The sequence below is a fragment of the Euzebya sp. genome (assembly GCF_964222135.1).
In the GTDB taxonomy this organism is placed as follows: domain Bacteria; phylum Actinomycetota; class Nitriliruptoria; order Euzebyales; family Euzebyaceae; genus Euzebya.
This window is the reverse complement of record NZ_CAXQBR010000087.1, coordinates 1-17,546: the sequence shown is the minus strand read 5'-3', so window position 1 is coordinate 17,546 and position 17,546 is coordinate 1. Positions and strand designations below refer to the sequence as shown.

Genomic DNA, 17,546 nt, shown 5'->3' with positions numbered 1-17,546 from the left:
TTCCCTCCACGACGCTCTTCCGATCTGCTGACGATCACCGCGTCCGGCCGCGCGCGCAGGAGCGCGGGGACGATGCGGGGGGAGAGGGCCATCACGCCGCCCCCGTAGTCCGACCCCGAGCCGTCGTCGCCGACCCGCCGCTTGCGGCCCACCACCTGCACGTGCCCGTGCGGCCACAGGTCCGCCGCGGTCGTGCCCCGCCACGCCAGGGCCGTCATCAGCCGCACCTCGTCGGTCCGGGCGGCGAACTCGTCGAGCACCGGCTGCCAGTACTGCCCCAGCTCGACCGTGGGGACGACGAGCGCGATCCTCGGGAGGCGACGCCGCTCGGCGGGGGGCATGGCGGTCATCATGCCACCGCCGCCTCCGACGACGTGCCGCATGCACTAGCGTCGGGGCACATGAGCGAGCACCCCTTCCCGAGCATCGAGTGGATGGAGGCCTACGCCGACGCCGTGGCCGCGCACCCCGACGCCGAGGCGCTGTCCCGCGGGCTCGAGGGCCGGTACCGCTTCACGATCACCTCCGGCGGCGGCTTCGAGGGGCCGGCGTCCTACGACCTGGTCGTCGCGCCTCCCTCGACGTTCGCCGCCGAGGAGGCGACCGGTGACGCGGCGGACCTCGCCGTGACCGCGGACTACCCCCGCTGGCGGGGGCTGCTGACCGGCCGCGCCGACTTCGTCATGTCGTTCCTGATGCGGAAGATCAAGATCGACGGCGACCTGTCCGCCGTCCGCAGCCGCCTGCAGGACGCGAAGCCGCTGCTCGACTGCCTCAAGCAGGTGCCGACCCGCTACCCCCACTGACCGCGCCGATGCCGTGGACGAGCAGGTGGGCGATGGCGGCCGCGACGACCTCCGGCGGGTCCGTCGGCGGGTCGATGGCGTAGGAGAGCATCACGCGCGCGAGCACGTCCGCGGCCGTGGTCGGGTCCGCGCCCCCGCCGAGCCGGTCGGCGAGGACCTCGATGATCGCCGCTCGCCCGACGGCGAGGACCGTGGCGTCACCGCTGGCGAGGGGGGGGAGCAGCAGGTCGGCCTCCTCCGCCAGGAGCCGGCCGAGCAGCGGGTGCTCGCGGGTCCAGGTGAGGAGCGCGGTGAGCGCCGCGGTCAGCGCCTCGGTGAGGCCGTCGTGGGCGGCGGCGGTCGCGGTGACCTCGGCCAGCAACCGCTGCTCCTCGCGCAGGACGGTCGCCGCGACCAGGCCTCGGCGGTTGCCGAACCAGCGGTACACCGTCTGGCGGCTGACCCCCGCCCGCACGGCCACGTCCTCGAGCCCCAGGCGCGCGAGGCCGACGTCGGCCAGCACCTCGAGGGTCGCGTCCAGGATCTGGGTCCCCGTGTCACCCGCGGCGTCCGACATCCCCGCCGAGGCTAGACACCCCGCGCCACCTGGGCGTGACGCGGGGTCGCAGCGGCTTCTCGGGGAGTTGACGGGCCGTGCACCGCGACCTACTGTCCCACCCTGGCCACATCCACTTGGCCACGCGTGCCGCGCGCCCGCGACGGGGCAGATCTGCCGGAGACCACACGACATGACCACCACCGTTCGCCGCGGGGCCTTCCTGGGTCTCACGGTGCTGCTGCTGACCTTCACCACGCTCGCCGGTGTGTCGTTCGCCCAGGACGGCGAGGAGTGCTACCCGGTCCCCCCGGGCGGGTGTGAGACCGAGATCACCTGCGAGGACATCATCGCGGCGATCGAGGAGGGCACCTCCGCCGAGGACAGCCCCGGGCTCGACACCAACGGCGACGGCACCATCGACGCCGGCGACCTCCCGTCGGTCTGCACCTGCGACGAGATCGAGTCGGCCATCGACGACGGCCGGCTGCCCGAGACCGCGCTGCCCGAGGACTGCGTCGAGATCGAGACCCAGCAGGACCAGCCCAGCGAGGAGCCCGAGCCCGAGGTCCTCGCCGACACCGGCATCGCGGCCGGCCCGCTGGCGCTGCTCGCCCTCGTGGGCCTCGGCGGTGGCGCACTGGCCGTCGGCGCCGCCCGCCGCCGCGCCTGATCCCCGACCGGAACCGACCCGCCCCGGCCCTCGGCCGGGGCGTCGTCATGCCGGCGAGCAGGAGGAGTTGACATGACCGTCGTGGACATCGGCCACGGCAAGACCGGCCGGCGGGCCTACGACCTGGACGAGATCGCGATCGTCCCGTCGCGGCGGACCCGCGATCCCGAGGACGTCTCCACGGCGTGGCAGCTCGACGCCTACCGCTTCGAGCTGCCGCTGATGAGCGCCCCCTCCGACAGCGTGACCTCGCCGGCCACGGCGATCGAGGTGGCGCGGCTGGGCGGGCTCGGGGTCCTCGACCTCGAAGGTCTGTGGACCCGCTACGACGACCCCGAGCCGGTGCTCGCCGAGATCGCCGAGCTGGACCCGGCGGGGGCCACCGCGCGGCTGCAGGAGCTCTACGCCCACCCGGTCGACCCCGACCTGATCGGCGCGCGCATCGCCGAGATGCGCGAGGCCGGTGGCATCACCGCGGGGTCCCTGACCCCCCAGTCCGTCGAGCGGCTGCACGCCGTCGCCCTCGAGGCCGGGCTGGACGTCCTGGTGATCGGGGGGACGGTGGTGTCCGCCGAGCACGTCTCGAGCAGGACCGACCCCCTCAACCTCAAGGACTTCATCGCGCGCTACGACATCCCGGTCGTCGTCGGCGGGTGCGCCAGCTACGCCTCGGCGCTGCACCTGATGCGGACCGGCGCGGCCGGCGTGCTGGTGGGGACCGGCACCGAGGGCTCCCGCGGGGTGCTCGGCCTGGGCGTCGGGCAGGCCACCGCGATCGCGGATGCCGCCAGCGCGCGGTCCCGCCACCTGGAGGAGACCCGCCGGGACGTCCAGATCATCGCCGCGGGCGGCATGCGCACCGGCGGGGACGTCGCGAAGGCCATCGCGGTGGGGGCCGACGCGGTCATGTTGGACGAGCCGCTCGCGCGCGCCAGCGACGCGCCCGGCCGCGGTGCGCACTGGACGGTGTCCGCCGGCCACGCGACCCTCCCGCGCGGTCGCCGCGTCGACGTCGCGCCGGTCGGGACCCTCGAGGAGGTGCTGGTCGGCCCCGGCAGGGACGGGGAGGGCACCACGAACCTGTTCGGCGCGCTGGCCCGCACGATGGCGCTGTGCGGCTGCGAGGACGTCACCCAGCTCCAGCGCGCGGACGTCACGGTCGGGCCGCCGAGCTGATCGAGGCCGCCGGCCCGCGGTCAGGCGGGCCCGCGAGGCACCCGCGGGTCGATGGCGGGTGCGCGGGGGGTCGTGGTCGGCCTGCGAGGCGCCCGGGGGTCGATGGCGGGGCGTGTGGGTCGGTGGCTGGGCCCGTTTCGCGCCCGTGGGTCGATGGCGGGTGCGCTGGGTGCCCGTGGGGTGCCGTTTCGCGCCCGTGGGTCGATCGCGGGTGCGCGACGCGCCCTCGCCGGCGCGCGAGGCGCCCACGGGTCGCTGGCGGGCCACCACCGCCGCGACGGGGCGGCGGCGAGTACCCTTCGCCGGTGACCACGACGGCGGGGCCGGCGGCGGCCCTCGACCCGCGGACGAGGGCTGAGGTCGAGCGCTGGCTGACCCGTCGCGGCCTCCCGCACCTCATCGCCGGCTACTCCGCCCGGGAGGACGTGCTGACGCGGGTGGTGCCGTTCCTCGCTCTGGTCTTCACCTTCGAGGTGCTGCTCGCCCTCAACCTGGACTGGCCCCTCTGGGCGAACGTCGCGGCGGTCGTGGGCGGGGGCGTGCTGCTCCTCGGGGCATACGGGTTGCTGAACCGGCTGCAGGGCCGCGCGACCCTCGCGCTCCCGCGCCGGGTGGGCAACGGCGAGATCGCCACGTTCCTGATGCTCCCCGCCCTGCTGCCGGTCGTCTTCGGCGGTGACCTGGCCAGCGCCGCCGTGGCGATCCTCGGCAACGCCGTCACCCTCGCCGTCGTCTACTTCGTGGCCAGCTACGGCATCCTCCACATGCTGCGCTGGGCACTCGCGCAGACCGGGCGCCACCTCGCGGCCGTCGGCCGTCTGGCCGCCCGCGCGCTGCCGATGCTGCTCCTGTTCAGCACCTTCCTGTTCGTCAACGCCGAGCTGTGGCAGGTCGCCGGCGACTTCACGACCGCCACGTTCACCGCGACCATCGTGCTGTTCGTCGGGGCCGGCCTGATCTTCTTCCTGCTCCGCCTGCCGCGGCAGACCGCGGACATCGCGACCTTCGACACCTGGGCGCAGGTCGAGGGGCTGATCGCCCGCTCGCCGGCGGTCGCGCTCGGCGACGCGCCGTCACGGCCGCTCGCGGACGTCCCGCCCCTCAGCCGCCCCGACCGCCTGAACGTCGGCTTGCTGCTGGTCGTCGCGCAGGGCGTGCAGATCCTGCTGGTCAGCGCGCTGATCGGCGCGTTCTTCGTCGCCTTCGGGCTGATCGCGATCCGGGAGGGCACGATCCTGACCTGGACGACCGCGGAGGAGGTGACCGCGCTCGCCCGCCTGACCCTGTGGGACACGCCGGTCGTGCTGACGACCGAGCTGGTGCGCGTCGCCAGCTTCATCGCCGCCTTCACCGGCCTGCAGTTCACCGTCAGCGCGTCGACCGACGAGACCTGGCGCGCGGAGTTCATCGACGACGTCGTGGCGGACGTCCGCGAGGCGTTGGCCGTCCGGGCCCGCTGCCTGGCGGCGGCACCGCCGGACGCGGGCTGACGGGCGGAGGGCGCTCGCCGATCCGGCGGAGCCTGCGAGACTGGCCGCATGGCTGGCCAGGACTCCCTCGACCCGCGTGCCCCTCAGCACTCCATCGACCCGCGTGCTCCTCGGCACGACACCGTCCTCGTCCTCGACTTCGGCGCCCAGTACGCCCAGGTCATCGCGCGGCGGGTGCGCGACGCCCACGTCTACTCGGAGATCGTCCCCCACGACATCTCCGCCGCAGAGGTCGCCGAGCGCCAGCCGAGGGCCATCATCCTGTCCGGCGGGCCGAAGTCGGTCCACGTCGCGGGGGCGCCCCGCCCCGACCCGGGTCTGCTGGAGCTCGGCATCCCGGTCCTCGGGATCTGCTACGGCCACCAGGTCATGGCCACCCAGCTCGGTGGCACGGTCGCGAAGACCGACGCCCCGGAGTTCGGCCGCACCGAGCTGCAGGCGGACCCCTCCTCCACGCTCCTCGCCGACCAGCCGGGTGAGCAGATCGTGTGGATGTCCCACAACGACGCCGTGACCGTCGCCCCCGACGGGTTCGACGTGGTCGCCCGGACCGCCGACGGGCGCCAGATCGCCGCGATGGAGCACACCGGTGCGCGGCTGTTCAGCGTCCAGTACCACCCCGAGGTGTCCCACACCCCGCACGGCCAGGCGGTCATCAAGTCGTTCCTGCACGCCGCGGGCGCCCGACCCTCCTGGACCGCGTTCAACGTGATCGAGGAGTCAGTCGCCGCCGTCCGCGCCCAGGTCGGTGACGCCCGGGTGCTGTGCGGCCTGTCAGGCGGCGTCGACTCCGCGGTGGCCGCGGCGCTGGTCCACCGCGCGGTGTGCGACAACCTCACCTGCGTGTTCGTGGACCACGGGCTGCTCCGCCACGGCGAGGCCGAGCAGGTCCGCGAGGCGTTCGGCGACCACTTCGACACCCACCTGGTCGTGGTGGACGCGAAGGACCGGTTCATGTCCGCCCTGGCCGGCGTCACCGAGCCGGAGGAGAAGCGGAAGATCATCGGGCGGGAGTTCATCCGGGTCTTCGAGGAGGCCGCCCGCACCCACGCCGGCGACGCGAAGTTCCTGGTCCAGGGGACCCTGTACCCGGACCTGATCGAGTCCGGGCACGGCACCGCCGCGACGATCAAGAGCCACCACAACGTCGGGGGCCTGCCCGACGACATGACCTTCGACCTGGTCGAGCCGCTGCGCTGGCTGTTCAAGGACGAGGTTCGGATGGTGGGCGAGGAGCTGGGCCTGCCCGAGGAGATGGTCTGGCGCCAGCCGTTCCCCGGCCCCGGTCTCGGGGTCCGGATCATCGGCGAGATCACCGCCGAGCGGCTGGACCTGCTCCGCGCCGCGGACCGGATCGTGCTGGCCGAGCTGAAGCGCGCGGGGCTGGAGCGGGAGATCTGGCAGTCCTTCGCGGTCCTGCCGGCCATCCGCTCCGTGGGCGTGCAGGGCGACGAGCGCACCTACGGCCACCCGATCATCGTCCGTGCCGTCACGTCCGAGGACGCGATGACCGCGGACTTCGCCCGGATCCCCTACGACGTCCTCGAGCGGATCTCGACGCGGATCATCAACGGGGTCCCCGGGATCAACCGGGTGGCCTACGACATCACGTCGAAGCCGCCGGGGACCATCGAGTGGGAGTGAGGGTGCCCGGCGGCGCTGTGGCCGACCACGTCAGGCGAGCGTCGCCTCGAGCGTGATCGTGGGCACCGACGCGAGCGCGGCGGAGACCGGGCAGCCCTCCTTCGCCTCCTCGGCCTTCGCCTGGAAGGTGTCGGCGTCGATGCCAGGCACCTCACCGGTCGTCTTCAGGTCGATCCTGCTGATGCGCGGGGCGGCGCCGGACATGTCCATCGACACGCGGGCGGTCGTCTCGATCGAGGTGGGTGGGTGGCCGTCCTTGCTCAGCAGGGCCGAGAGGAACATGGAGAAGCAGCCGGCGTGCGCGGCGCCGATCAGCTCCTCGGGGTTCGAACCCTCGCCGTCGGCGAAGCGCGATGCCTTGGTGAACGGGGCCTCGAGACCCGTCCCCGTCGACATCTGCCCCGTGCCGTCGTCCAGGCTGCCCTCCCAGCGGGCGGTGGCGGTGGCGGCCATGTGCACATCCTCCTCCGGGGCCGGGCGGCCCCCTTCGCGGTCGTCGACCGAACCCTATCCCGCGCCGCCGCGTCCGATCGCGGCCGTCGATCGGGTACCGTGCCCTCGATGGCTGAGGAGATCCTCGACGCCCGCGACGCGGCCCTGACGGGTCTGTTCGACGACACGTCGACCCTGCCGCCGACCCGGCAGCCCCTCGATCGCGCGCTCGCCGCCCACGTGGACGTCCGCAGCGGCGACGCCGGCTGGCTGTGCGATCGGCTGGTCATCGCCTCGGCGGATGCGGACGCGCTGGCTGACGCGCTGCCCGGCGGCGTGGCGCTCCGCCTCGCCGTGGTGGTGTCCCGCGCCGGCGGCACCGCGTTCGGGGCGCCCCTGGTGCAGGACCTGATCCGCCTCGCCCCGCTGGCCGCGACCCCCGGCGTGGAGCTGACCGCCATCGAGGTCCCCGTGGTCGGCAAGCGGCCCGATGAGGAGGTCGCCGCGGTCGTGGAGGCGCTCGCCGCCGCCGCGATCCCCCAGGCCACCGCCGTCGAGGTCGACGTGCCGATCGGGGACCGCCCCGCTGGCGAGGTCCTCCGCACGCTCACCGCCATCGGCGCCGCGGCGGACGGCGGCCGGCGGATGATCGCCCGAGCCCGGGTGGGAGCGGCGGGGACGGTCCCCCCACCCGGCGACGTGGAGCTCGCCGGCTTCCTGAAGGCCTGCGCGGACCTGCGCGTGCCCGTCACCGCGGGCCCCGGGCTGGCCGGTCCGGTGCGCGCGGACGACCAGGACTCCGCCCACGGCTACCTGAACCTCGTGGCCGCGGCGGTGATGGCCCACAAGGGCAGCGCCCTCGCGCGGATCAAGGGGGTGCTGGCGGCCCCGGCTGCGCAGGTCCGCATGGGATCGGGCGCCCTGATCGTCGGCGACGAGGTGATCGAGAGCGACGCGACCGCCGAGTGCCGGCGCGACTTCCTCCTCGGCGTCGGCGTGCCCGACGTCGGCGCCGAGATCGCCGCGCTGCACCGCCTGGAGGTCCTGACCGCCGAGGGCGCGAAGGCATGAGGGCGTGGGGCATGAGGGCGTGGGGCGTGAGGGGTGGCGGCTGAGCCGGGCGTGACGGGATCGTCGTGGGTGCCGGGCACCCAAGGGTCCGGCTACGACCTCGACCACCTGCCCTACGGCGTGATCGCCCTCGACGGCGACCCGCGCCCCGTCGTGCGGATCGGGGCCCACGCCCTCGACCTCCGCGCCTGTCACCGTGCCGGGCTGCTCGACGATGCCGGGTGGGCCGAGGCGCCGACCCTCGACGGCCTGGTCGCCGCGGGGCAGGCGACCTGGGTCGCGGTGCGGCGACGGGTCACCGCGCTGCTGTCCGACGACGGTGGCACCCGACCGCCCGACGGGGCGCTGCTCCCCCTCGACGAGGTCCCCGCCCCCTCCCTGCCCGTCACGGTCGGTGACTACGTCGACTTCTACTCCTCGATCCACCACGCCACGAACGTCGGTCGGATCTTCCGGCCGGAGGGGGAGCCGCTGACGCCGAACTGGCGGCACATGCCGATCGGCTACCACGGGCGCTCCGGCACCGTCGTCGTCTCCGGCACGCCGATCCGCCGACCGGTGGGGCAACGGCGACCGTCCGCGCCCGGTGACGTGCCGCCCGTCGGACCGTCCACCACCCTCGACCTCGAGCTCGAGGTCGGGTTCATCACCGGCGGGCCGTCCACCGCGCTGGGGGAGCGGATCACGACGGCCGCAGCCCCCGACCGGATCTTCGGCGTCGCGCTGCTCAACGACTGGTCGGCGCGTGACCTGCAGTCCTGGGAGTACGTGCCGCTGGGCCCGTTCCTCGGCAAGTCCTTCGCGACCTCGCTCGCCGGCTGGATCACGCCGCTGGCGGCGCTCGAGGCCGCCCGCGTCCCCGCGCGCCCGCAGGACCCGCCGGTGGTGGACTACCTGCGGGTGGAGGGGGACTGGGCCCTCGACCTGACGCTCGAGGTCGCCTGGCAGCCCGCGGGGGCACGGGCGCCGGAGGTCGTGTCGCGCACGTCGTTCGCCGACATGTACTGGACGATGCCCCAGCAGCTGGCCCACGCCAGCGTGAACGGCGCGGTCGTCCGACCGGGTGACCTGTTCGGGTCCGGCACCGTGTCCGGACCGGAGCGGGGGACCGAGGGGTGCCTGCTCGAGGCGACGTGGGGCGGGACCGTGCCCCTGACCGTCGCCGGCGTGGAGCGGACCTACCTCGCCGACGGCGACACGATCACCCTCACCGGGCACTGCCGCGGGCTCGGGGGTGGGCGCCTCCAGCTCGGCGAGGTCATCGGGACGGTGCTGGCAGCGGGCTGAGCGGTGCCGGCGGACAGGGCTTGCCCCCCGCATGAGCAGCTACATAGGCTGTCTATGTATGAACGATCTCGATCTACAGCGGAACTGGTTGCGCGGGGTGCTCGAGCCGTGCCTCCTGGCCCTCCTCGCACGGGGGGAGGCGTACGGCTACGAGCTGGCCGGGCGCCTCGAGGAGGCCGGCGTGGGCACCGTGCCGGGCGGGTCGCTGTACCCCGCCCTCCTGCGACTCGAGTCGCGGGGCCTGCTGACGTCGGAGTGGCGGGCCGGCGAGGGCGGTCCCGGCCGGAAGTACTACGTGCTGACCGCGGAGGGCGGCGCGGTCCTGGCCGAGCACGCAGCGCGGTGGTCCGCCTTCGCCGACGCGGTCGGCACCGTGCTGGCGGAGGGGGTGCGGCGATGACGGACGCGTCGTGGCTGGCCGCGCTCGACCACGGGCTGCAGGCCCGGGGCGTCACGGCCGCGCACCGCGCGGCCGTGGTGGTCGAGACCGAGGGGTTCCTCGCCCACGTGGACGAGCCGGCGCTCGCCCACTTCGGCCCACCCGCGAGCTACGCCGCGTCGTCGGTCGATGCGCTCGGCGGCGGTCGTCGTCGAGCCGTCCCGGACGGGGTGCCGGTGATCCGGGCGTCGGGCGTCGGCAAGCGCTTCGGGTCGGTGCCGGTCCTGACCGACGTCGCGGTCGAGGTCCGGACGGGTCGGCTACGTCCCCCAGCACGGCGGGATCGGTGAGTGGCTGACCCCCGAGGAGCACTTCGCGCTGTTCGGGGCGGTCGGTCGCGGGGCGGCCCGTGGCGCGGGACTCGCTGGGCAGCTGTCCGGCGGGACGCGCCAGAAGCTGAGCGTCGTCGTCGCCCTGCTCGGCCAGCCCGACGTCCTGCTGCTGGACGAGCCGTACCAGGGCATGGACACCGACGGGATGCGCCGCTTCTCGGAGCTGCTGTGGGCCCAGGGGGAGCAAGGTCGGGCGGCGATCGTGTCCTCGCACTCCCCGGACGTCCTCGAGCGGGCCACGAGCGTGGTCGAGCTGGCGGCGGTGCACGCGTGAGCCCGCACGCAGACAGGATGGCGCTCGCAGGGGAGATGGCGCTGCGAGGCGTCGTGCGACGCCGCCTGCACCGTCCGCGACCTCGAGCCGCGCCTGCAGCTGGCGGGGTGGCGGGGCAGCACCCTGGTCGCCGGCCGGATCGCCGGGCTGCTGGTGCTCGGCGTCGGCCTCTGCGCGGCGCTCTGGGTGATCGTCGCACTGGACCGGCCCGTGCGCAGCCTCGGCCTGGTGGGCCTCGACTTCGGGGTGACCGCCGCGGTGGCCGTGGCGGTCGGGACCTTCGTCGGCACCGCCTTCCCGCGGGAGATGGAGGGGACCATCATCCTGTTCCTGCTCGCCGGTCTGCAGGCGGTCACCAACCCGTTCGGGCTGGTCGCGAAGGTCCTGCCGTTCTGGTCGTCCCGCGAGCTCGGGACGGTGGCCGTGGACGGGGCGGACGAGGCCTCGCTGCTGGCGGGCCTCCTCCACGCCCTGGGGGTCGTCGAGGTCTGCGCCGTCGGCACCGCCCTCGCGAGCGGACGCCTGCGCGCACGACCGGGCTGACCCTCCCCGGCGCCCGCGCGGGGGACGGACGCGGCAGCTAGGTGTCGCGGTGCAGCGGCTCGGCCGGCGTCCCGTTCGCCAGGCTGGGGATCAGCACCAGCGCGACGGCGAGGTGCAGGCCGACCAGCCCGAGCTTCGCCCCCGCGTCGATGTCGAGCAGGGCGACGGGGATCAGCGACAGCACCGCGACGCCCACCGCGATCGTCGTCCACAGCCGACGGCCGCGCGGTCCGCCGAGGAACGCCTCGAGCGCCCGCACGAGCGCCCACCCCGCCAGGGCGAGCACCAGCGCCACCCCGAACGTCGTCAGCAGGGACAGCTCGGTGAGGGTCGAGGACCCCGGCGTCTCGGGGACCTGGAGGTCCAGGCCGACCGGGCCGGCCAGCACCAGGTGCACGACCACGGCGACCGCAGGCGCCAGCACCACGCCGGCCAGGCGGTACCCGATCGCTGCGGGGGCGGGCGGGACGAGGTCTTCCTGGGTCTGTACGGGGCTGGCGCCGGCCATCGAGGGTCGCTTTCGTCGGCTGCGGGATCGGGGAGCGGCGTCAGAAGGGTAACCGCTGGACGGCGGCGGTCCGAACGGCCCCGCACGTGGATCGGGTGTGTGGATCGAGCGCCGGCGGTGTCGGACCCTCCGCCTACACTCCGGTCGGTCGTGAGCATCACCACACTGCCCCTGGACAGCCTGAACCCCCAGCAGCGCGACGCGGTGCTGCACGACGGCGGGCCCCTGCTCGTCGTGGCCGGCGCGGGCTCGGGGAAGACCCGCGTGCTGACCCACCGGATCGCCCGGTTGATCGCCGAGGGCGTGCACCCCTACGAGATCCTCGCCATCACGTTCACGAACAAGGCGGCGGGGGAGATGAAGGATCGCGTCGGCCGGCTGGTCGGCGACGACCTCGTCGGAATCGAGCGGGACGACCAAGGCCGTCCGCAGCGGCGGCGCTGGGGTGGCATGTGGGTGCAGACGTTCCACTCGGCCTGTGCCCGGATCCTGCGCAGCGAGGCGCCGCTCCTCGGCTACGCCAAGCACTTCAGCATCTACGACACCGCCGACTCGGGCCGCGTGATCGCCGACGTCGTCAAGGGGCTCGGGCTCGACACGAAGAAGGTGCCGGTCCGCGCCGCGCACCACGAGATCAGCCGCGCCAAGAACGAGCTGGTCGACTTCGAGACCTACGCCTCCCGGGCCGGCACGTGGTGGGAGTCCCAGGTGGCCGACGTCTACCGCGGCTACGTCGAGCGGCTCCACGCCGCCAGCGCGATGGACTTCGACGACCTGCTGACCAAGACCGTCGAGATCTTCCAGCTGTTCGACGACGTCCTCGAGCGCTACCGGCGCCAGTTCGCCCACGTGCTGGTCGACGAGTGGCAGGACACCAACCGGGCGCAGTACGAGCTCGTCCGCCTGCTCGCCGACGAGCACCGCAACGTCTGCGTCGTCGGCGACTCCGACCAGTCGATCTACGCGTTCCGCGGGGCGGACATCCGCAACCTGCTCGACTTCGAGCAGGACTTCCCCGACGCCACGCGGATCGTGCTCGACCGCAACTACCGGTCCACCCAGACGATCCTCGACGCGGCCAACGGGGTGATCGCCCACAACACCCAGCGGATGGCGAAGGAGCTGTGGACCGAGGCCGGCGCCGGCGAGCAGGTCGTCCGCTACACCGCCGAGAGCGAGCACGACGAGGCGGCGTTCGTCGTCGAGGAGATCCGGCGGCTCGGCGCCGACCACGGCGTGACCGCCGGCGACTGCGCCATCTTCTACCGGACGAACGCGCAGTCCCGGGTGCTCGAGGAGGTCCTCATCCGCCTCCAGATGCCCTACCAGGTCATCGGGTCGACCCGGTTCTACGAGCGCAAGGAGATCAAGGACGCCCTGGCCTACCTCGTCGCGCTGGTCAACCCCGACGACGACGTGGCGGTCGGGCGGATCCTGAACGTGCCCCGGCGGGGGATCGGGCAGAAGAGCGCCACCGAGCTGGCCGCCCACGCCGGGCGGAACGGGACCAGCCTCATGGAGGCGTGCCGGCAGGTTGGCGCCATCAACGGCCTGGGACCGCGCGCGGTCGCGGCGGTGGAGGGGTTCGTGTCGCTCATCGACCGGCTGCGGACCGGGTGGATCTCCGAGGAGCTGACTCCGCGGGAGGTCCTCGAACGCGTCCTCGACGTCTCCGGCTACCGCGCCGAGCTCGAGGCCGACCGGTCGCCGGAGGCCGAGGGCCGGCTCGAGAACCTGGCCGAGCTCGAGGGCGTGGCGGACGACCTGCAGGCGCTGCAGCCCGACGCGACCCTCCCGGAGTTCCTCGAGCGGGTCAGCCTGACCAACGAGCAGGACGAGCTCGCCTCGACGGGCGAGCCGGTCACGCTGATGACCCTCCACAACGCCAAGGGCCTCGAGTACCCGGTGGTGTTCCTGGTCGGGCTCGAGGAGGGGATCTTCCCGCACGCCCGGACGCTCAGCGAGCCGGACGAGATCGAGGAGGAGCGGCGCCTCTGCTACGTCGGCATGACCCGGGCCGAACGCCGGCTGTACGTGACGTCGGCCTGGTCCCGGACGCTGTACGGCGGGTCCCAGTCCAACCCGCCCAGCCGGTTCCTCGCTGAGATCCCCGCCGAGCTGGTCGACGACCGGTCGTCCGACCGCGGCGGGCCGTCACGTCGGGCCCTGTCCTTCGCCGGCGTCCGCTCCCAGCACCACCGCTCGCGCTGGGCGGCGGAGGAGGAGGACGACGACGGCCCCGAGTTCACCCCCGGCGACCGGGTGGTCCACACCCGGTTCGGCGCGGGACAGATCGTCGAGCTGCACGGCTCCCCCGGGGAGGAGGAGGCCGTCATCGACTTCGACGACCTCGGCACCAAGCGCCTCGTCCTGGCCTACGCCCCGCTCATCCGCGGCTGATCCGCGGCCGGCCCTCCGCGTCAGCGGGTCGCGGGCGCGGTCCGCGGTCTCGTCGCCGACGCCCGCGCGCCTCGCACGTCCTCCGCAGCCGGTGCGTCCCGCGCGTCCCCCAGACCAGGATGTGCACGTCGGCCATCTGAGTAGCTGATCTGCACATCGTGCGGGTCGGACGGGTCCGGTCACCTGCCCGCTGACGCAAGATGTGCACCTCGGCCATCTGGGTGGCTGATCTGCACATCCTGAGCCGGTGGAGTGGTCGGCTGGCGGTCCCTGGCCTGCGGACCTCCGCCCGCGTCCGGGAGTTGTCCACACCCCCCGTTCGCGGGGCAGCCGCGGACGTGTCACCGTCGCCGGATGGGCTCCTCCCCCTCACCGCAGGCGGTCGTGGCCGCCATCGCGTCCCGCCAGGCCGGACACGTCGCGGTCTGGCAGTGCCGGCTCGTCGGGCTGTCCGGCTCGTGGGTGTCGCTGCAGGTCGAGCTGCGGGGCTGGATCCGGGTCCACCGCGGGGTGTACCGGGTGGGGGGCGTGCCGGAGTCGCCGCTCGGTCGGATCTGGGCGGCCGTGCTGGCGGTCTCGGACCTGAGCGGACCCGACCGCGTGGCCGCGACCCTCGCCGAGGGCACCGCGGTGATCCCCGCCGCGGTCCGGGCGGCCGCCGCGAGTGCGCTCGTGACCGGGCTGTCGGCGGCGTGGCTCCGCGGGTGCGACGTCGCGCCCCCGCGGGTGACGCAGCTGCTGGTCGACCCCGGGACCCAGTCCCGCCGGGAGATCCGACTGGTCCGCAGCCTGGTCCCCACCGCCCAGGTCGAGGTGGTCCACAGGCTCCGGCTGGCGCCGCCGGTCCGCATGCTCTGGGACGTCGCGTGGGTCCTGCGGAAGCGGTCGCGGGCCGCGGAACTGGTCGGCGACCTGGCTGTCGACCTCGACCGCAGGCGACGGCTGGCTGTCGACGAGCTGGTGGGCGCGGTCGACGAGCCCGTCCTGTTCGAGCTCCCGCCACGGGTCCCTGGGCAGCTCCGCCGGGCGGCGGAGCTGCTGCGGCCCGGGTTCTCCCACTCGCGGACCGAGGCACTCGTCCGCGAGATGGCCGTGGAGATCGGCGGGGAGCTCGGGCTCGAGGTCGCGATGCGGCCCACGCCGATCCGCTCGGGCGGGCGGATCATCGCCGAGGCCGACATCGCCGTCCCGGAGATCCGGTGGGACATCGAGGTCGACGGCCCGCACCACCGGGCGCCCTCGATGCGCCGTCGCGACGGTCGGCGCGACCTCGCGCTCGGGGTGATCGACTGGGCCACCAGCCGCTACGACACCGATCTGGTCGACGAGGACCGGGCGGGCTTCGCGGGCCTCCTGCGCACCGACTTCCACGCGATGGTCGACCGCGCGGCTGCCTGACCGCCCCGGACCCCTCACGATGTGCACCTCGGCCACGTGGGTGGCGCGGCTGCACATCCGCGCCGGACCGGGCACGCGCGGACCGGTCCGCGGTCAGCCCTCCGCGGTCAGGGGCGGGACGGCGCGGAGGGTCGCGCGGGCGCCGTCGGTCCCGGTGGCCGGGTACACGACCTCCTCGGTGGGGCCGAGGTCCTCGTGCGGCGCGGGTCGGTGCAGCGAGCGGTCCGAGAGGTGGGTGACGATGGCGCGCATGACCTCGCCGGACAGCAGCAGCGACAGGTGCCCGAGGTCGGCGACCTTGATGTTGTGCGCCCGCAGGGCCGGGTGGATCAGCTTCGCGTTGACCGCCGGCAGGATCAGCAGGTCGAGGTCGGAGTACACCGCGATCCAGCGGACGTCGCTCGGGCGGGCGGTCTCCTCGAGCTTGCGCATCAGGGCGCTGCCCGGCTTCATCTGCGGCGCCGACTGGCCCCACCCGAGGTAGGCGACGTACGTGCCGCGGTGCGGTGAACCCAGGGTGACGACGGTGTCGACGTGGGCGTCGCCACCCAGATGCTGCACGTAGTACCGGGCGACCACCCCGCCCATCGAGTGGCCGAGGATCAGCACCTTCTCCGCGCCGGTGACGGCCAGGACGCGATCCACCTCGGCGGCCAGCATCCCCGCGATCTCGGGGATGTCGTAGGTCAGCGGGTTGTAGTCGAACGCGTGGATGTGGCGGAACCCGTGGCGGCGCAGCACCCGGCTGATGCCGAGGAACGCGCTGCGGTTGTGGATCCAGCCGTGGACCAGGAGGACCGGCATCCGCGCGGTCTCGTGGTCCGCGACGACGGTGTCGAGGTCGTCGTAGTCGTGCAGCGGCCGCGAGCGGCGGTTCGCGTCACGGGCCATGCCCATCGGGTAGGCGGCCGCGTGCACCGCGGTCAGGGCCAGCTCGCGGACGGTCCCGATGTAGGTCCCCGGGCGCAGCAGGCTGCGCAGCGCGATCCCCGCCTGGCGGCGCAGGTGCGAGAGGTCGTCGTACTCGGCCTCGGCTCCTGCGCGTCTGCGGGCGGGGGTCATCCAACGGGCTCCTGTCGCACTGAACTGGAGTGTGCCTCCAATCATGCCCTGTCCGCCCGCCAGACAAGCGGGTTCTCCGCAGGTGAGCAAATCCGTCACCCCGGGTGACGGCCGTCGCACGCCTCAGCAGGCCGGCGTCTGAGTCCCCGGGTTCGGCGGGAGCGCGTCGGATCCCCCGGCCGGGTCGATGTACAGGGCCCCCTCGTAGGCGGTCACCGCCGCCGGCTGGAGCGACTCGCCGTCCCCGGCGATCAGCCGGCCCTGCGCGGTCCAGACGCGCCCGTCGGGGGCTTCCACCCGGCGGGACGTCGGGCACCAGCGCGCCCCGTCCGGCGGGTCGGCGAAGGCCCGCAGGACCCCGCCGCCCCGGACGACCAGGACCTCGGTGCCGTCGACGTCGACGAGCCCGTCGCCGGCCGGGTCGATCGCCGCCAGCGGACCTGCGTCGACGAACGGCGGGTCGGGGGCACCGGTCGAGCTCAGCACCAGCGGGACCGTGATCGCCAGGGTCAGGACACCCGCCACGACCGCGGCGATCGGCCAGTGCACCCCCATCTGCTCGCGGAGGACGATCTTGCGGGCGCGCTGGGCGGCCCGCTGGGGGAGGTAGCCCCCGGGACCGAACTCGGCGTCGTCTGCCGGCGGCGGGGCGGAGGGGGAGGGTGGGGGCGTCATGGGGGAGGGATCTGCGGGGCGGGCCGGTCCGCGTGGGGCGGCTCGTCCCCGTCGGCGACGCGCCGCCAGCGGGCACGACGGCCAGGTGGGTCGGCGCGGCCGGGGTCGGCGAGCCAGCGGTCGATCACCGCCAGGGTGCCACCCGGGTCGTCGTCGACCACGAGGTCCGCGATGCCGAGCCGCACCAGGTCGGCGCTGCGCAGCCCCAGCCGATCAGCGACCTCGGCGGCACGGTCCGGATCGCGGTGGAGGATCGCGGCGGCACCCTCGGGCGCGATCACGCTGAACGTCGCCGTGCGCTGCACCGCGAGCAGGTCCACCGCCGCGAGGGCGATCGCCCCGCCGGAGCCGCCCTCGCCGACGACGACGCCGAGCGTCGGCACCGCCAGGCCGAGCAGGCAGCGCAGCGTGCGGGCGATCTCCCCGGCCTGTCCGGCGTCGTCGGCTGCCGCGCCGACCGCCGCCCCGTGGGTGTCGATCAGCGTGACGAGCGGGATGCCCAGCCGCTCGGCCAGGGCCATCCCGCGCTGGGCGGTGCGGTAGCCGGCCGGCTCGACCGGACCGTGGTCCTGGGCCACGACCACGAACCGCCGTCCGCCCAGCCGCGCCAGCGCCACGGTGGTGTGCGGGTCCGACCCCCCGGCGCGGTCCCCGACGAGCGGCACCAGGCCGTCGAGTCCCTCGAGGATCGCGTCCGCACCGGGGCGGGCGGGGGCCCGGGCCGCCTCGACCGCCTCCCACGCCGATCCGTCGAACGGCGGGACGTCGTCCCATCCGGTGTGTCGGGAGGCCCGTCCACCT

General features: G+C 74.3%; 19 protein-coding genes and 1 pseudogene. 13 read left to right on the top strand and 7 right to left on the bottom strand.

Features of this window, described 5'->3' with window-relative positions; all coding sequences use genetic code 11:
- Positions 1–341: pseudogene (locus ACEQ2X_RS19125) on the bottom strand (hypothetical protein); the annotation flags it as partial.
- Positions 342–401: 60 nt separating this feature from the next.
- Between ACEQ2X_RS19125 and ACEQ2X_RS19120 the strand changes: the two are divergent.
- Positions 402–806, top strand: coding sequence for an SCP2 sterol-binding domain-containing protein (locus tag ACEQ2X_RS19120; RefSeq protein WP_370327455.1), 405 nt, complete (start codon positions 402–404; stop codon positions 804–806).
- On the opposite strand, the gene ACEQ2X_RS19115 is transcribed toward ACEQ2X_RS19120, so the two are convergent.
- Complete coding sequence (locus tag ACEQ2X_RS19115) at positions 775–1,362, bottom strand: TetR/AcrR family transcriptional regulator (RefSeq protein WP_370327453.1); 588 nt, start codon at positions 1,360–1,362, stop codon at positions 775–777. The genes ACEQ2X_RS19120 and ACEQ2X_RS19115 overlap by 32 nt on opposite strands.
- A 172-nt stretch (positions 1,363–1,534) precedes the next feature.
- On the opposite strand from ACEQ2X_RS19115, the gene ACEQ2X_RS19110 reads away from it, so the two are divergent.
- The 4 genes from ACEQ2X_RS19110 to guaA all read left to right on the top strand — a co-directional run bounded on the left by ACEQ2X_RS19110 (position 1,535) and on the right by guaA (position 6,324).
- Positions 1,535–2,014, top strand: coding sequence for a hypothetical protein (locus ACEQ2X_RS19110; protein ID WP_370327452.1), 480 nt, complete (start codon positions 1,535–1,537; stop codon positions 2,012–2,014).
- A gap of 72 nt (positions 2,015–2,086) precedes the next feature.
- Complete coding sequence (locus tag ACEQ2X_RS19105) at positions 2,087–3,190, top strand: GuaB3 family IMP dehydrogenase-related protein (RefSeq protein ID WP_370327451.1); 1,104 nt, start codon at positions 2,087–2,089, stop codon at positions 3,188–3,190.
- Between the two features lie 305 nt (positions 3,191–3,495).
- Positions 3,496–4,680, top strand: coding sequence for a hypothetical protein (locus ACEQ2X_RS19100; RefSeq protein WP_370327450.1), 1,185 nt, complete (start codon positions 3,496–3,498; stop codon positions 4,678–4,680).
- A 48-nt stretch (positions 4,681–4,728) separates the two neighbouring features.
- Complete coding sequence (gene guaA, locus ACEQ2X_RS19095; RefSeq protein WP_370327449.1) at positions 4,729–6,324, top strand: glutamine-hydrolyzing GMP synthase; 1,596 nt, start codon at positions 4,729–4,731, stop codon at positions 6,322–6,324.
- 30 nt (positions 6,325–6,354) lie between these two features.
- On the opposite strand, the gene ACEQ2X_RS19090 is transcribed toward guaA, so the two are convergent.
- A complete protein-coding gene (locus tag ACEQ2X_RS19090; protein WP_370327448.1) occupies positions 6,355–6,777 on the bottom strand; it encodes an OsmC family peroxiredoxin in 423 nt (140 codons plus the stop codon).
- 108 nt (positions 6,778–6,885) lie between these two features.
- Between ACEQ2X_RS19090 and ACEQ2X_RS19085 the strand changes: the two genes are divergently transcribed.
- From ACEQ2X_RS19085 to ACEQ2X_RS19060, 6 genes are all read left to right on the top strand, one after another.
- The gene (locus ACEQ2X_RS19085; protein ID WP_370327447.1) at positions 6,886–7,827 is read left to right on the top strand and encodes a hypothetical protein; all 942 of its coding nucleotides are present in this window, start codon (positions 6,886–6,888) and stop codon (positions 7,825–7,827) included.
- A gap of 69 nt (positions 7,828–7,896) precedes the next feature.
- Positions 7,897–9,114: a fumarylacetoacetase gene (gene fahA, locus ACEQ2X_RS19080; protein ID WP_370327446.1), complete on the top strand. Its 1,218-nt coding sequence runs from the start codon at positions 7,897–7,899 to the stop codon at positions 9,112–9,114.
- Between the two features lie 58 nt (positions 9,115–9,172).
- On the top strand, positions 9,173–9,514 hold the full coding sequence (locus ACEQ2X_RS19075; protein WP_370327445.1) for a PadR family transcriptional regulator: 342 nt from the start codon (positions 9,173–9,175) through the stop codon (positions 9,512–9,514).
- The gene (locus tag ACEQ2X_RS19070; RefSeq protein ID WP_370327444.1) at positions 9,511–9,843 is read left to right on the top strand and encodes a hypothetical protein; all 333 of its coding nucleotides are present in this window, start codon (positions 9,511–9,513) and stop codon (positions 9,841–9,843) included. The genes ACEQ2X_RS19075 and ACEQ2X_RS19070 overlap by 4 nt, the downstream gene beginning before the upstream one ends.
- Positions 9,836–10,159 (top strand): AAA family ATPase, encoded by a 324-nt coding sequence (locus tag ACEQ2X_RS19065; RefSeq protein ID WP_370327457.1) that lies wholly within the window; start codon positions 9,836–9,838, stop codon positions 10,157–10,159. Before ACEQ2X_RS19070 ends, ACEQ2X_RS19065 begins: the two co-directional genes overlap by 8 nt.
- 186 nt (positions 10,160–10,345) lie before the next feature.
- Positions 10,346–10,702, top strand: coding sequence for a hypothetical protein (locus ACEQ2X_RS19060; protein WP_370327443.1), 357 nt, complete (start codon positions 10,346–10,348; stop codon positions 10,700–10,702).
- 37 nt (positions 10,703–10,739) lie between these two features.
- On the opposite strand, the gene ACEQ2X_RS19055 is transcribed toward ACEQ2X_RS19060, so the two are convergent.
- The gene (locus ACEQ2X_RS19055; protein WP_370327442.1) at positions 10,740–11,210 is read right to left on the bottom strand and encodes a DUF6069 family protein; all 471 of its coding nucleotides are present in this window, start codon (positions 11,208–11,210) and stop codon (positions 10,740–10,742) included.
- Positions 11,211–11,360: 150 nt separating this feature from the next.
- Here ACEQ2X_RS19055 and pcrA point away from each other — a divergent pair, with 150 nt between their 5' ends.
- Positions 11,361–13,610: a DNA helicase PcrA gene (pcrA, locus tag ACEQ2X_RS19050; RefSeq protein ID WP_370327441.1), complete on the top strand. Its 2,250-nt coding sequence runs from the start codon at positions 11,361–11,363 to the stop codon at positions 13,608–13,610.
- Positions 13,611–13,964: 354 nt separating this feature from the next.
- Entirely contained in the window at positions 13,965–15,008 is a 1,044-nt protein-coding gene (locus tag ACEQ2X_RS19045; RefSeq protein ID WP_370327440.1) for a hypothetical protein, read from the top strand.
- A gap of 93 nt (positions 15,009–15,101) precedes the next feature.
- Here ACEQ2X_RS19045 and ACEQ2X_RS19040 read toward each other — a convergent pair whose 3' ends face one another.
- The 3 genes from ACEQ2X_RS19040 to ACEQ2X_RS19030 form a co-directional block, all read right to left on the bottom strand.
- Entirely contained in the window at positions 15,102–16,070 is a 969-nt protein-coding gene (locus ACEQ2X_RS19040; protein ID WP_370327439.1) for an alpha/beta fold hydrolase, read from the bottom strand.
- Positions 16,071–16,193: 123 nt separating this feature from the next.
- Positions 16,194–16,745, bottom strand: coding sequence for a hypothetical protein (locus ACEQ2X_RS19035; protein ID WP_370327438.1), 552 nt, complete (start codon positions 16,743–16,745; stop codon positions 16,194–16,196).
- Positions 16,742–17,546: carboxyl transferase domain-containing protein (locus tag ACEQ2X_RS19030; RefSeq protein ID WP_370327437.1), on the bottom strand; the 805-nt coding region annotated here is incomplete at its 5' end. The genes ACEQ2X_RS19035 and ACEQ2X_RS19030, both read right to left, overlap by 4 nt.